Origin of the sequence: Frondihabitans sp. PAMC 28766, from assembly GCF_001577365.1 — a bacterium.
In the GTDB taxonomy this organism is placed as follows: Bacteria; Actinomycetota; Actinomycetes; order Actinomycetales; family Microbacteriaceae; genus Frondihabitans.
The window spans coordinates 781,986-795,247 of record NZ_CP014513.1; the positions used below are offsets into that span (position 1 = coordinate 781,986).

The 13,262-nt window shown below is 61.4% G+C and carries 14 protein-coding genes; 7 read left to right on the plus strand and 7 right to left on the minus strand.

Annotated features, from left to right (window positions below):
* Window positions 1-4 precede the first annotated feature (4 nt).
* Together AX769_RS03840 and AX769_RS03845 are read left to right on the plus strand one after the other, a co-directional pair.
* Window positions 5-775 carry a YoaK family protein gene (locus AX769_RS03840; RefSeq protein ID WP_157887432.1) on the plus strand — a complete coding sequence of 257 codons (771 nt, stop codon included), beginning with the start codon at window positions 5-7 and terminating at the stop codon, window positions 773-775.
* Window positions 772-2,019 (plus strand): MFS transporter, encoded by a 1,248-nt coding sequence (locus tag AX769_RS03845; RefSeq protein WP_066276169.1) that lies wholly within the window; start codon window positions 772-774, stop codon window positions 2,017-2,019. Before AX769_RS03840 ends, AX769_RS03845 begins: the two co-directional genes overlap by 4 nt.
* A gap of 228 nt (window positions 2,020-2,247) precedes the next feature.
* On the opposite strand, the gene AX769_RS03850 is transcribed toward AX769_RS03845, so the two are convergent.
* Together AX769_RS03850 and AX769_RS03855 are read right to left on the minus strand one after the other, a co-directional pair.
* Window positions 2,248-2,718, minus strand: coding sequence for a hypothetical protein (locus AX769_RS03850; protein WP_066276171.1), 471 nt, complete (start codon window positions 2,716-2,718; stop codon window positions 2,248-2,250).
* A 604-nt stretch (window positions 2,719-3,322) separates the two neighbouring features.
* Window positions 3,323-3,820 carry a CGNR zinc finger domain-containing protein gene (locus AX769_RS03855; RefSeq protein WP_066276173.1) on the minus strand — a complete coding sequence of 166 codons (498 nt, stop codon included), beginning with the start codon at window positions 3,818-3,820 and terminating at the stop codon, window positions 3,323-3,325.
* Window positions 3,821-3,909: 89 nt separating this feature from the next.
* On the opposite strand from AX769_RS03855, the gene AX769_RS03860 reads away from it, so the two are divergent.
* A complete protein-coding gene (locus AX769_RS03860; RefSeq protein WP_066276176.1) occupies window positions 3,910-4,770 on the plus strand; it encodes an alpha/beta fold hydrolase in 861 nt (286 codons plus the stop codon).
* Window positions 4,771-5,240: 470 nt separating this feature from the next.
* On the opposite strand, the gene AX769_RS03865 is transcribed toward AX769_RS03860, so the two are convergent.
* From AX769_RS03865 to AX769_RS23645, 5 genes are all read right to left on the minus strand, one after another.
* Window positions 5,241-6,449: a sensor histidine kinase gene (locus AX769_RS03865; protein ID WP_066276179.1), complete on the minus strand. Its 1,209-nt coding sequence runs from the start codon at window positions 6,447-6,449 to the stop codon at window positions 5,241-5,243.
* A gap of 134 nt (window positions 6,450-6,583) precedes the next feature.
* On the minus strand, window positions 6,584-7,651 hold the full coding sequence (locus AX769_RS03870; protein WP_157887433.1) for a sensor histidine kinase: 1,068 nt from the start codon (window positions 7,649-7,651) through the stop codon (window positions 6,584-6,586).
* 138 nt (window positions 7,652-7,789) lie between these two features.
* The gene (locus AX769_RS03875) at window positions 7,790-8,383 is read right to left on the minus strand and encodes a DUF1453 family protein (protein WP_066276184.1); all 594 of its coding nucleotides are present in this window, start codon (window positions 8,381-8,383) and stop codon (window positions 7,790-7,792) included.
* A gap of 119 nt (window positions 8,384-8,502) precedes the next feature.
* Window positions 8,503-9,099: an AI-2E family transporter gene (locus AX769_RS03880; protein WP_066276186.1), complete on the minus strand. Its 597-nt coding sequence runs from the start codon at window positions 9,097-9,099 to the stop codon at window positions 8,503-8,505.
* The gene (locus tag AX769_RS23645; protein WP_157887434.1) at window positions 9,057-9,590 is read right to left on the minus strand and encodes an AI-2E family transporter; all 534 of its coding nucleotides are present in this window, start codon (window positions 9,588-9,590) and stop codon (window positions 9,057-9,059) included. The genes AX769_RS03880 and AX769_RS23645 overlap by 43 nt, the downstream gene beginning before the upstream one ends.
* 130 nt (window positions 9,591-9,720) lie before the next feature.
* Between AX769_RS23645 and AX769_RS03885 the strand changes: the two genes are divergently transcribed.
* From AX769_RS03885 to AX769_RS03900, 4 genes are all read left to right on the plus strand, one after another.
* A complete protein-coding gene (locus tag AX769_RS03885) occupies window positions 9,721-10,113 on the plus strand; it encodes a hypothetical protein (RefSeq protein WP_157887435.1) in 393 nt (130 codons plus the stop codon).
* Between the two features lie 504 nt (window positions 10,114-10,617).
* Entirely contained in the window at window positions 10,618-11,817 is a 1,200-nt protein-coding gene (locus AX769_RS03890) for a sensor histidine kinase (RefSeq protein ID WP_066276190.1), read from the plus strand.
* The gene (locus AX769_RS03895) at window positions 11,814-12,512 is read left to right on the plus strand and encodes a response regulator transcription factor (protein WP_066276191.1); all 699 of its coding nucleotides are present in this window, start codon (window positions 11,814-11,816) and stop codon (window positions 12,510-12,512) included. Before AX769_RS03890 ends, AX769_RS03895 begins: the two co-directional genes overlap by 4 nt.
* Complete coding sequence (locus tag AX769_RS03900; RefSeq protein ID WP_066276193.1) at window positions 12,509-13,171, plus strand: TMEM175 family protein; 663 nt, start codon at window positions 12,509-12,511, stop codon at window positions 13,169-13,171. Before AX769_RS03895 ends, AX769_RS03900 begins: the two co-directional genes overlap by 4 nt.
* The last annotated feature ends 91 nt before the right edge of the window (window positions 13,172-13,262 follow it).

The following is a 13,262-nucleotide window of genomic DNA, read 5'->3' on the forward strand; positions in this document are numbered from 1 at the left end:
CACTGTGACCGACTCCCTGCGCCGAAATCATGCCCTCGAGGCGGCGAGACCGCTCGCCGTCCCACCGGCGCAGGTAGTCGCCGTCGCCGCCCCTGACCGCAAAATGGTCGGCGCCGTCCTTCTCCTGTCCTTGAGCGCCGGTGCCACCGATGCCTTCGCTTTCCTCTCGCTCGGCGGAATCTTCACGGCGAACATGACGGGCAACCTGATCCTGATCGGCCTCGTGCAACGCCCCATGTTCATGCACACTCTGGTGAGTGCAGGAGTAAGCGTTCTCCTGTTCGTGGCCGGTCTCTTCGCTGCATTCTGGAAGACTTCCGCAGCGCGGTCGAAGCCGCGGATCACCAGCCACCTCGTTCACGTCCTCGCGGGCACGACATTGCTTCAGCTGACCGTGTTCCTCGGCTGGGTAACAGAGCACGGGAGGACCGGATTCGGTCTCGAGTGCGTTCTCATCGGACTCTCGGCGGTGGCCATGGCCTTTCAGACGGTCCTCGGTAAGAAGCTCTTTGGAAGCCTGGGCATGTCGACCACCTTCGTCACCGGAACCATCACCGCCGTCGTCGAAGACGTCATCGACCACCACCGGGGCGGTCGCGTACTCCGCACCTTCAGCGTCGTTCTACTCTGCGCGGGGGCATTCGCCAATGCCTTGGTGATCGAGCTCGCGCCCGCGCTCGGGGGTCTGCTTCCGCTGCTCATCGTCACAACCGCACTCGGTCTTGTGCTCCGCGCCGAGGCGAAAACGACCGCTCCGGGAGGGAGCCAGCCATGACCGACCCCACAGTCGCCACCCGGGCCCGGGACGGTCATTTCCCGGCCTTCCAGGTCCCCAACTTCCGACGATTCGTACTGGGCCAGAGCGTCAGCCTCGTCGGAACTTGGACCGAGACCGTCGCCCAAGCGCTCCTCGTCCTTCAGCTCACCGACTCTGGAGTCCTCCTTGGATTGGCGACTGCGGCACGCTACCTCCCCGTCCTTCTTCTGACCCCATATGCCGGCGTCGTCGTCGATCGGCACGACAAACGCCGGCTTCTCATCGTGACGCAGACCGGACTGGCAGCCCTCTCCCTCCTGCTCGGCATCCTGGTGCTCACCCACACAGTCACGCTCTGGTGGATCCTCGCGGTGGCCCTTGGATTCGGCACGCTCACTGCCCTCGCCAATCCCGCCCGACAGGCCTTCATCCCGGAAATAGTCGGCCAGCCCCTAGTTCGAAACGCAGTCACCCTCAACAGCACGTTCGTGAACGTGGGACGAGCGGTAGGGCCAATCGTTGCCGCAATCCTGGTGGCGACAGTCGGCATCGGGTGGTGCTTCCTCCTCAACGCCGCCAGTTTCACCGTTGTCATCGCCGCCCTCCTGACGATGGCCGTCTCGCAACTCCATCCGGGCAAAACGGTCAAGAAGGTGCGCGGCCAGCTCGTCTCCGGGCTGCGATATGCACGGAACGTTCCCGAGATCATCGGTCCGTTGCTGATGATGGCGCTCATCGGAACATTCACCTACGAATTCGAGGTCAGCCTGCCCCTCCTCGCGCACCTCACACTCCATGGCACGTCCCAGACCTACAGCTTCCTGATCGGCTCATTCGGGTTCGGTTCCGTCGTGGGAGGGTTCTTTTGCATCCGCTATCCGGGTACTGGGTTACCAAGACTCATCCGGGCCGCCGCCGCCTACGCCGCCGGCATGATCGCCCTGTCGCTCACGACCACGATCATCATCGCGGTACCGGTCCTATTCCTGATCGGCATGGCCAGCATCACGTTCATCACAACGGGAAACAGCACGATCCAACTCGCCTCCGCTCCCGAGTTCCGAGGTCGCGTCACGGCTCTCTGGAGCACGGCCTTCATCGGGTCGACTCCCATCGGATCTATCATCATCGGGTCCATCGGAGGAGCTACTCCCAGAGTTGCTCTCGCCGTGGGTGGGGCAGCCTGCGTAGCCGCGGCCCTGGTCGGCATGAACGCGCTGCGAAATCACCCCGCCCCCGATTCTCCCCCCGGCCCGGTGTGACGTCGCATTCTACGGGGCTCACGGCAGGCAACGGGAGTGGCCCGGTCGAGAGCCGCCCGTCTTGGCTGAGACCAAGAGCTGGAGGGGGTGCCGTCAGGAAGGATCGGCTAACTGCGCCGCGCCGCCCTCCGACAGTTGACGGTCACACCCGGTTGCGACGTTCGCCCACGTCGAGGCTGGCAAAGTTGCAGAAGCCCTCGCGAATCGACCGCTCCTAGCGGCACCAGGTCATGCGCGTTCGGTTTGTTTGCGCGCAGTCCGAATCCATCCGGCCAGACCGATGCCGATGACCAACGTGGCCAGAAGTTCAACGATGACATCACGCCACACGTTTCTGGCAAGAGCGTCCGCTTCGAAATGGCTGGCGAGTACGGCCTGCGACGGGCGTTCTGGGTCGAACAAGAGGCTCATTCGCTGATTCACCTGATAGGCGCCCTTCTTGGCCGTGGGGTACTTGTCAAGGTCCACGATGTAGTCCACATGGTCGTCAGTTAGTCGCACCACCGGCGCGAACGCGTATTCGTTCCCCAAATTGCCAACAGTCCAATGCTTAACTTTAATGACCACCGCGCTGTGAACGTGTCCGGACTCCTGCAATTCCGTAGTTAGACGCCACATCGGTACCTCGTGAGCGAGATTGGCTCCAGCGATGAGCCCGGAGAACAGCCCCCCGACAACGGCGGCGATCGAGACAGCCATGATGGCCGTCCAGACGGATCTTCTTGGCGCAGGTCGACTCACTTCGTTCCCGACGATCTGGCGAATCGCACCCGTTGGTCACCCTTTAAAGTCGGCGTGCCAGCAATGACCTTGCCAACCGCGCCCGGAACGGCAGGGGCGTCGGCCCTGCGGGCAAACTGGCTTCGGTGCGAGCGGCCCCACGGATCCACGCGCACGGTGAAGCTCCCAGAGGACTTACCCGAGAACCACGGCAGCGCGCGATCAGTCATGGAACACGCAGGCGTATCCGGACTCGCACGTCGGCTGACGCAGGACGAGACGGCGGCTGAGAACGGGCACGACGGGGCGCAACTTGTCGACCTACGCATGGGCACTCCTACTGGGTGGCGGGACGACCGAGCGCCCGATCCCTTCCGTAAACCTTGTGAGTACGCAAGCCTCAGTGGGCGGGTGGACGTGCGGCGGTTCTCCGTTTCTGAACTTTTAGGTTCAGTTTACTTTAGACAGTAACGCACCGATTTCAAATCAATAATTCGCGGGGCGAAGCTGGCGCTCCGGCGCCATGAGCGAGAAGCGAACTGAGCCGACGACTCCTCTGTCTGTTGCGAGTTCAGAGCGGATCTCAGCTGGTGCGTTGACGATCGGCGAAGGCCCGCACCTTCATTCGGTTGCCGCACGTCGCCATAGAACACCACTTCGCCGTCCCGGGGCGGCTCCGGTCAAGAAGGAAAAGATTGCAGTCGGGATTGGCACAGGCGCGTAGCCGGCCTGGAAGTTCTTCGGTGACGCGCGACCATGCCATCACGGCGCGGGCGGCGAGGAGTAGCTCATCAGGAGCCTGAATGTCCCAGGTCAGCCTTCCGTCGGCGACCCTGGGCCGGAGTGCGGTTTTACTCAACAGCCCCTCCAGGCTGCCGCCGTCGGCGGAGGAGTCTCGGACGAGGGCGTGTAATCCGACGCGCGCCGCTCGAAGACATTCCAACTCCGACGGTGATCCTGTGCCGCCGAAGCCGACGACCAGTGCGGCGCCGTCGTGCCCTGCCAGCTTCTCCATCGGAGTTCCATCGACTACCGGGGCGCTGTTCAACACGGCCAGTAATAAGTCTTCGTCGTGGACCATTCGGTTCCTTGCTCTTCGGGCACACCCTTGGCGACTCGTACGCGTGCTACGGTCATCCTAACCAGTAAAGCAACTTTAAGGAGTTAGCAATGAGTGTCGTCCATCACCGCACCGTCTCGGTCGACGGCCTGGAGGTGTTCTACCGAGAGGCTGGGCCAGGCGACGCGCCTGTACTTCTCCTCCTCCACGGCTACCCGACGAGTTCCCACATGTTCCGGCACCTGATCCCTGCACTCGCCGAACGCTACCGGGTGATCGCACCCGACCACATCGGGTTCGGCCGGTCGTCGGCGCCATCAGTCGATGAATTCGAGTACACCTTCGCGGCACTCACCGACGTGACCCTTAGGTTCCTCGACGCGGTCGGCGTCGAGAAGTACACCATCTACACCCAGGACTATGGCGCGCCGATCGGCTGGCGGCTCGCACTGGAGAACCCGGACGCAGTCGTCGGCGTCATCTCACAGAGCGGCAACGCCTATGAAGACGGTTTCGTCGAGGACTTCTGGGCACCGATCTGGGCGTACGGCGCGAACCCGAGCCCCGAGAACGAGTTGGCGCTCCGGCCCGCTCTCGAAAGGGAGGCGGTTGAATGGCAGTACAAGCACGGCGTGCCGGACGTCGCGAGGGTCGATCCCGATGCTTGGGAGCACGACATCGCCCTGTTGCACCGACCCGGTGTCGACCGGGCGCAACTCGCTCTCTTTGGCGACTACCACACGAATAGAGAGCTCTACCCCCGCGTGCAGGAATGGTTGCGCAGATCCCAGGTCCCCCTACTTGTGGTCTGGGGGAACAACGACGAGATTTTCGGGCCAGCGGGCGCTCGCGCGTTCCAACGCGACGTCACTTCTGCTCGTGTGGAACTGCTCGACGGAGGCCACTTCCTTCTCGAGTCTCACCTGGACGACGTCGCGCAGATCATCCTCGACTGGTGCATTAGCTTTTGACCGCGTTTCCTCCCATGGGGTGGTGCGGGGTAGGTTCCGCGCAACGCCCCGGCGAGAGGTGATCGACCGAACTGGACAGCAGCGAACGCCCACCACCGCCAGCCTCAGAGGATCGGCCCTCACCTTGACCGCCAGGATCCATGGCCCGGTGGCCCTTTCTGAGCAGGCCCATACCGGCAACTTTTGTCCTGGATGAACAGCAGGTTCGGGAGGAGTCCGTGGGCCTTTTGCCGTGCCCCACGTCGCGGACACGGAGCCGATGCCGCTCTGCACAGGGTGCTAATACGGGCAGAAAAGAGCGGTAGTTTCTCGACGGTGAGTACTGCCCGAGGCAGCGCCGTGCATTGCAGCCAAAGCTCAACCTGGAACAACGAGGCGGGCCCTGTGAGGACGACAAGTGTGCGTCGAAGTTATTGGCTCAGCTTTCGGGAACGGGATCGACGCTATTCAGGTCCGAAGGCAGGTGACGGTCACCGTGGAAGACGGACGTGCACCGTCCAACCGGGATTGGCCACGTCGTCGAGCGTAGGCCCGAAATCCACTGAGCCGCCGAGCAGGTGAGCCCGCTCCTTCACGCCTTGAAGACCGATCGTACTGCCGGTTCGGCTGTCGACCATTGCTTCCGTGCGACCGGCTCCGTGCGAGATCACGGGCCCAATTACGATGCGGAGGTCCACCCAGGTGGGCTCGGTGAGGTCGAGCGCAATCCTTACGGACGCTCCTGGGGCAAACAAATGCGCGTCAGTGAGGCCCTCGGCGACTGCTCGGAGCAGGGTCTGTGTGATAGTAACCGGCAGTTCAGCGGGTGAGCCAACAAGAGTGAACGGGGCCCCGTGAGCTCGGGCGAGAGATTCGATACTTATTGCCACCGGACGAGGCTGCGTCTTAAGAGCGTCGACAGCGCGTCGGCTTTCGGCGATGCCGGTGCGGGTGAGGGCGCGAGCGTGACGAAGCGCTGTCTCGGAGCGAGAGCCGGCTGCGTCCGTGATGGTAGCGGGCTGCAGTGCATCGACCAGATCGAGTTGGATTGAAGCGGACGAAAGCGATTCGCTCAGTGCATCGTTGATGTCGCAGGCGACAGCATTTCGTTCGAGAACGGCGGCCTCGGCGCCCTCGGCGTCATCTGCTCGCTTCGTCTCGAGTCGCAAGGCGACCGTGTCGTTGCGCTTCTCAACGGAAAGGCGTCGGGCAAGACCGATATAGATTCCTCCTCCGGCTCCGAGTCCGAGCCACCAGGGCCAGCCGCGGAACTCACCGCCGTGAATGACGATGATCCCGACAGCGTTCGTGACCGCTGCCGTGAGAGCGACAATGCCGGCGTCACGGCTTGATTTGAGCAGCTGACCAGCGCCGGCGGCGGCTAGGAATACAAAGCCTTCGGTATACGTGCCGCCGTTGATTGAGAACAAGCCGGCCGCAAGCACGGCCCATACGAGGAAGCCCGTGAGGCGGACGGATTCGGACAGGTGGCGAAGTGGGGCAAGGCTTGCAAGCGACAGCAGCGCGACCGCGGTGAACAGGCCCCAAACGAGTCCAGAGGCGTGCATACTGACGAGCGAGCCGGAGATGATTGCGATGTACGAGACAACGCCGATTGGCCGGACGATGTCGGTAACGGTCGGCTTGGCCTTATGTTGGTCGCTATTCCGGGCGATGACCCCCGGGAAGGTCGTTGACACGTTGATGCCTCCTGATAGCCGCGTTTCGGCCCTGATTCGACGATACGAATGGTGAGGGTTGGCAGCATCGGGTTGCAACCGTATTCTCGGGTGGAGCTAACTTCGCGGGTGGAGACATCCACTCCACCCACGTGTCAAGTGGGGATCGCGAGACGCACGATCCAGCCGCCTTCAGGCGTAGTGCGGAATTGGCACTCGCCGCCGATATCCCTGACACGCTTCTCCATACTGGCCAGGCCCATGCTGGATCCTTCCAGCTCAATGTCTGCACGGCGCGGAGCGAAGGCTGGCGCACCGTTTTCGACCTCGAGTCGGCAAGATCCCGCCGTTGAAAAGTCGAGGGTGACGGTTGCGACGGAACCCGGAGCATGGCGGTGCGCGTTTGTGAGGCTCTCTTGGGTAGCCCGAATGATGGTTTGCGACTTTTCTACGGCCATCGTCGTTGGTTGACCTATCAACATGAACGTCGCCGCGTAATCATCGGTTACTGCCTGGAGGGTGTCGGAAACGGGGAGCTGGTCTTCATTCAGGGCGTGAACCGCGCGTCTCGTTTCCCCGATGCCGGTACGAGCGAGGTCGCGGGCTCGATGGATGGCAGCGTCGGCATCATCTGTGCGATCGTGGGCTTGGAGCACCTGGGCCATGTCGAGCTGGATGGCAATCGCGGAAAGGGAGTGACCAAGTACGTCATGGATTTCGCGAGCAATTCGGCCTCGTTCCAGCAGAGCTGCCTCGCGCGCTTCCGATGCCGCCGCTCGTTCCATCTCGAAAGCTGCCAGCTCGGCTACCTTCAGGGCATCGTTTCGCTGCCGGCGAGTGATGCCGATGTACACCGGCAGGCCGACGAGTAGCCCTAGCCACCACGGCCATGGAGTCGGATCTGCGAAGTCAGAGATGTAGTTGGCCACAGCGCACGCGACTCCATCGACGACCGCGACGAGGACGGCAAGGCGATAGGAGCTAAGGAGCTGGCCCGCTGAGGCAGCCGCCATGAACACGAAGGCAGCAGAGAAGGTGTCCGCAGGGATGGGGAAGAGTGCGGATGCGAGTATCGAGTACAGACAAAAGAGGGTGGTCTGAAGCCAGACAGGAACCGCTTCGACGTAGCGAGTGATAGTCCAGATTGCCAACAGCGCGGTTGGCACGAAGAGCAGCCAGCTGACGAAGGCAGCATCACCGTCGGGGCTCAGGATCAACTGCACTCCCACAACTAGGACGACGCACACAACGAGGAACGGTCGGAATAGACGGTCCGTATACGCCACCGCCCGGCGGCTGGCGCCGTCGGGTGGGGTAGGGCTCTGATCGTTCATCGGTCTCAGATCGGTGAGATGGCGGAGTCAGTCGCGGTGGTTGCGAATGCTATCGAGAATGGATGAAGCGGTGCTGCCGTTGTTGTTGGCGCGGTTGCGCTGCAGGTTGTCCAGGAAGTCGGAGTGGCGGTCGGCCTCGCCGTCCTTGCCCTTGGCCCAGACGACTCGGCTGTCACCATTGACGGCCTTATAGGCGACGACAACACCCTCCATGAGAACACCCATACCGAGGCTGATCAGCAAACCGGAGGACTCTTCGTGAGCAGCGACCGGGTCGATGGCAGCGATCGTGAGGGCGGCGGCGATCTTGATGGCGATGTTAGTGACCCAGAGCGCGACGGTGACACCGGTGTAGCGCATCCAAACGATTCCGTCCTTCTCGAACAATCTGATCGAGACTCCGCGGAGGATGCCAATGACGAAGCTGATGGCGGTTGTACCGACGAGGAAGGCGACAGCGGTAGGTGTCCAGGTGTGGGAAAGGCTGGTGAAGCCGATAACCATGATGATGGCGGGCAAGATGAGCAACTTTTTGCCCTGGGCCGGCTGCCCAGCCATACGTCGAATGAGGACGTAGGCGATCAGGGCGATGATGAGGATGAGTTCGATGGGATCTGACATTGGCTTGGTGGCTCCTGTCGGCCGCGTTTCGGCCCTCAAACCAGAATGCCGACCAACCCAGGTTGCAGAATCGGGCAGACACCGTATTTTCGGGTGGAGGAAGTGCGTCCACCCGCGGGTTATCGAGCCTTCTGCCTAGGTATCACGACACGGTCGGCGAATATCGTGCTGGCCGCCACAACGGGGACTGCAATGAGTGCGCCGAGGACACCTCCCAGTGCGGCGCCGCCTAAGACCGAAAGAACGATCAGTGTTCCAGATACATGGACGACTCGCGCCATTACCCGCGGGTGAATCACATAGGCCTCTAGCGGGTGGTAAATCACGAAGAACGCGATGGCGGCGATGAATGCCACGGGCGACGTAAATAAAGCCACGGAAATGACGATGATGGCCTCGACAATCGTCCCGGCGACAGGGATGAGCCCGCCAAGGAACGCGATTGCGGTGAGTAGAACTGCGCCAGGTATATGGAATATAAGAAGCAGGATTGAGGTCAACGTTGCATTGACGGCCGCGATGAGTACTTGGCCAGCGACGTAGCGACCAACTGAATGGGTCATGTCGTCGTATACGCTTCGCGCTCCCGTTGCCCTGCTTGCCGGTACGAACTGGAAGGCGCGTTCCGTGAGACGGGGGAGGGCCACGCTGAAATAGACGGTGAGGATGAGGACTATGACGATTCCGGAGATCCCGCTGACAACCCCTGTTCCCACCGATAACAAACCTCCCCGATGGTCTTCAGGTGGCTTGGACTCTGCAGGAACGTCTCTAGGGTTGACGTGACCCGTGATCGGGACATCGATATGTCGAGCGGTTGGAACCAGCTTTGTTTCGACAATTCCGCGATGGCCGAAGGAGCACGCCGAATCAACGCTTCGGTCTCACGTACGATCTCCGGAACCGCAACGAATCCGAAGCCAGCGACGGCGGCTGCGCCGACGATGAACACTCCGCCGACCACGGGGCCTCTCCGTATTCCGCGCCGGGCGGCGACGGTGACGAGCGGTTCGATAGCGAGCGCGAGAAAAAACGCGATGGTCGTGTAGGTGAGAACAGTCGACAATGCTGCAACACCGCCGAGAACAACGAGTCCTGCTCCGGCTCCCAAAATGCCGAGGAAGCCGACCGTAAATGGACGGCCCGCAATGCCTATGCGTGCCTTTTCTTTGGGGCTTGCATTCGGAAGGGCTGATTGATCGGGCATCCACTCAGCGTATGAAGGAGACTCAGGGGCTACCTGGGGCCGTCGCCCCATCTGGGGTGGAGGTTTTTATCCACCCCAGATACGCCAGTGAGGCCATGTTCATGTGGCATCTCGTTCCTATCGTTTTGGCATGACTCGTGTTTCTGATGTGACTCCCACCTCGACCACCTCGTCCTCGATGACTCGAGCGGGCCGAGTTATCCGTGCAGCAGTCATTTCGATCGCCATAGGTTGGTTCGTCGCCATTGCAGCGCTTTTCGTCCCATTTGACGCCGCGCCCCCGTGGGGCGTAATCGTCTTCGTCGGGTCAAGCATCATCTTCGGATTGTCCGTTGTCGTAAGCGTTTGTCTCGCCGTCGTTGCTGGAGCGATGTGCGCCCTCGCGAGTCGGAATCAACAGCCGCCCGCATTCAGTGCACGACGTCTGAATCCCGTCTCGACGATCGCGCTCACGATTGTCCTGTTTGCTCCAGCCTCGTTCATCATCGAGAAGACGCTGACGATCGTGGCCTTGTCATCCTGACCAAGCTGAGCGCTCTTCCTGGACCGCTCGGGGTGAGGTCGTTGCATCCGCTTGTCTTGTCTGCTGCGCGAGTGATTCCACGCAGAGGAGCCGCGAGCCCCTTTCGAGCGCTGGCCGAGATGAGTTGATGCTGCGCTCACTCCGGAAGGTGGACGGACGGTCGTGATCGAGGACATACCTCCGTCGACTCTCAACCTGGAGGGCGAAGTGCGGGCTCGCTTCCTCTGTCCCGGGAGGCCATTACCGGGGGCGCAGGGATCCTCATCGTGGCGCCGAGGCGATGATGAGGATCCGATCGATCGGATCTTGGATCAAACTTGCTCCCCATAAACGTGGTCCGGCCCTGAACGAACCGACGATTCGAGTTCGCGCTCACCATTTCGTCACGTGGACGATCTGGCGGGTGGAGAGTGTTCTCCACCCATATCTACGCTTGTGGGAGCACTCCAAGGTGCGCCACGGCCTCTACGGTGGCTAATAAGAGAACCGTGTAAGGGAGGGTGATTGATCGTCGGCAGACAGAACTACCCGAGGAAGGCGGCAGCCTTCAGCGATCGCCTACTTCGGCCGTTCTTGATCGTGGCATTCGTCGCCGTAGTCGCGACGCAGCTCGTTGAGAGTCATGCGCCAGCGACTCGACTCGGCTGGCTGCTCTTCGCGCCGGTAGGCCTCCTTGCTCTATGGACTCTCTTGCCGGCGCAGCGCACGCCATCCGCGATGCGAATTGCGCTCCTGCTCGTGTTTGCCATCCTGTCCGGGATTCTGTTCGCAGTGCCGATCGAAACATTCTCGGTTGGGTTCGTCTTCCTGGCGGCCCTCTACGCCGGTCAGCTGATTGAGGCGCGGCTAGTGGCCATCGCGGTGGCCGTCGTCGCGGCGGTGACGTGCGCCGCGTCGAGCTTCATCGTGGATCAGTTCAGTCCGCAGGGGTGGCCGTGGTGGCTAGGCCTTACAGCAGGCCTGCCCGTATATATCGGTATTGCGCGCCGGGAGCGCGCGGCTGCATTGGAAGCTGCACAAGAGGCGGCCATTGAGTCGGAACGGGCCCGTCTGTCGGAAGCTCGCGAAGCGGCGCTCCTAGAGCGCGGGAGGATCGCGCGCGAGATCCACGATGTTCTCGGTCACTCACTGTCGGCCATTTCCATCCAATTAGACATGGCAGACACCCTCTATACCCACGATCGACTAGGAGAATCCATCGCGGCCGTGCGACGGGCCCGAACATTAGCCAAGTCCGGAATTGGAGAGACCCGCCGGGCAGTCCACGCTCTAAACGAAGATCCAAAGCCGTTGACCGATACGATCCAAGCGATCGCTTCATCGTTCGGTGCGACCTTCGTGGTGAACGGCGAGCCTGGGCTCTTGAACGTCGAGACCTCGCAGACGCTCATCCGGGCCGCGCAAGAAAGTCTCACTAATGCACACAGGCATGCTCCAGGCGCCGATATCTGGACCGAGCTCACATTCTCTGACGTTGATTCGCCAGACGCCTTCGTAGTCCTGCGTGTTCTCAACGGGCCGTCCGAGAGGGCGGGTCGCGACCAGGCAATAGAGGAAGGAATAGGAATGGGTCTCGAGGGTATGAAGGAACGGGCAGGCCTTCTTGGCGGCATAGTCATTGCCGGCCCGATCGAGGATCCCTATGACTACGCCGATGGCAACACCCCAACAGGGTGGTCCGTCTCAATGAGGTTGCCCCGATGATCCGATTGCTCATTGCTGACGATCAGACGGCCGTCCGGCAGGCGCTTGAGGTCATGCTCGGACTAGTTGAGGATCTCGACGTGGTCGGCACGGCCGCTAACGGCCAGGAGGCAGTTGAACTGGCAGGTAAATTGCGCCCTGACGTTGTGCTCATGGACTTGAACATGCCTGTCATGGGCGGCGCCGAGGCCACTGAACACATCGTGGATGCAAACGACGCTATCTCGATAGTTGTGCTCACCACGTTTGAGGACGATGAGTCGATTCTTCGGGCACTCCGAGCAGGAGCCCTTGGGTACTTGACCAAAGACGCCGATCACTTTCAGATAGCACAAGCCGTGAGAAGCGCCCATCTTGGCCAGTCGGTACTTGACCCCGAAGTCCAGACTAGGCTCTTACGACTGGCGTCTTCCGTATCGGCCCGCGGAGGCGCAACTGGTCGCGACTCTGCCGGCAAATTGGGGCCTATTAGGACCGAGGCGTCATCGCTCCTGACCCAGCGAGAGAAGGAAATCTTGCAACTCATTGGTGCAGGTCTCAGAAACCGCGACATTGCCGACGCACTGACCATCTCCGAAGCGACGGTCAAGACCCACATCAACAACATCTTCACCAAAGCAGACCTCCACTCACGTGCGGACGCCGTCCGATACGCGCTCACGGTAGGTGGAGATGCTCCGGAGTTCACTCGGTGAGTCCCGTACCGCGGTGGACGCCGCCCGTCTTCCAACGCGGATTTGACCGCCTCAACGCACTCAGCGATGGCGTCGTCGCGATCGCCATCACTCTGCTTGTGTTTCCGATTACGGGCCTGGCGACAGCCGATCCCGGGGCCAATGTCCTCGCGATCCTCAACCAGCACAGCGGCAAGTTCATCACCTTCTTCATCACCTTCCTCGTGATCGCGAAGCTGTGGGTCGATAATCACGGCCTTTACCGAGACATCCAGGCGTACACGCCCCCACTTATGTGGACCCACATCGTCTGGCTGCTGGCAATTGTGTTCATTCCCTTCCCCATGGATGTCCTGTCTTCTGCAAGTGACACTAAGTTTCCGAATTCGGCGGTCTACGTCGGAACTCTGTTGCTTGCGACAGCCGCCCTATTCGTCGAGTACACGATCGCTTTCCGCACTCCCGCCCTTCAGGAAGAAGACGTTAATCTGCGTCCCGGATTCATCGGAGCCGTTGTTGACGTTCTCTTCGTACTAGTTGCGTTCATACTTACGGTGACGGTTCCGCATTGGGGTCTGAAGCCGCTCCTTCTTCTGATCCCTGGTGGCATCCTGGGCCGTGCTTTGGGCTATTCCTTTGGGGAGAAGCATGACGGCGATCCGGACAGGCAAGACGCGTGAGCTCCTCCGGGTCGGCCTCTTCGAGTCCTCGCCGTCTGGCCGTCGCTTTTCCGTCCCTCGCGTTCCTTCTCACTGTCGGCTCGCTCCTCGG

What these genes read in the sequence shown, in the direction of transcription:
- AX769_RS03845 (WP_066276169.1), top strand. Translation starts at nt 772, where the DNA reads ATGACCGACCCCACAGTCGCCACCCGGGCCCGGGACGGTCATTTCCCG.
- AX769_RS03850 (WP_066276171.1), bottom strand. Translation starts at nt 2,718, where the DNA reads ATGGCTGTCTCGATCGCCGCCGTTGTCGGGGGGCTGTTCTCCGGGCTC.
- AX769_RS03855 (WP_066276173.1), bottom strand. Translation starts at nt 3,820, where the DNA reads ATGGTCCACGACGAAGACTTATTACTGGCCGTGTTGAACAGCGCCCCG.
- AX769_RS03860 (WP_066276176.1), top strand. Translation starts at nt 3,910, where the DNA reads ATGAGTGTCGTCCATCACCGCACCGTCTCGGTCGACGGCCTGGAGGTG.
- AX769_RS03875 (WP_066276184.1), bottom strand. Translation starts at nt 8,383, where the DNA reads ATGTCAGATCCCATCGAACTCATCCTCATCATCGCCCTGATCGCCTAC.
- AX769_RS23645 (WP_157887434.1), bottom strand. Translation starts at nt 9,590, where the DNA reads ATGCCCGATCAATCAGCCCTTCCGAATGCAAGCCCCAAAGAAAAGGCA.
- AX769_RS03885 (WP_157887435.1), top strand. Translation starts at nt 9,721, where the DNA reads ATGACTCGTGTTTCTGATGTGACTCCCACCTCGACCACCTCGTCCTCG.
- AX769_RS03895 (WP_066276191.1), top strand. Translation starts at nt 11,814, where the DNA reads ATGATCCGATTGCTCATTGCTGACGATCAGACGGCCGTCCGGCAGGCG.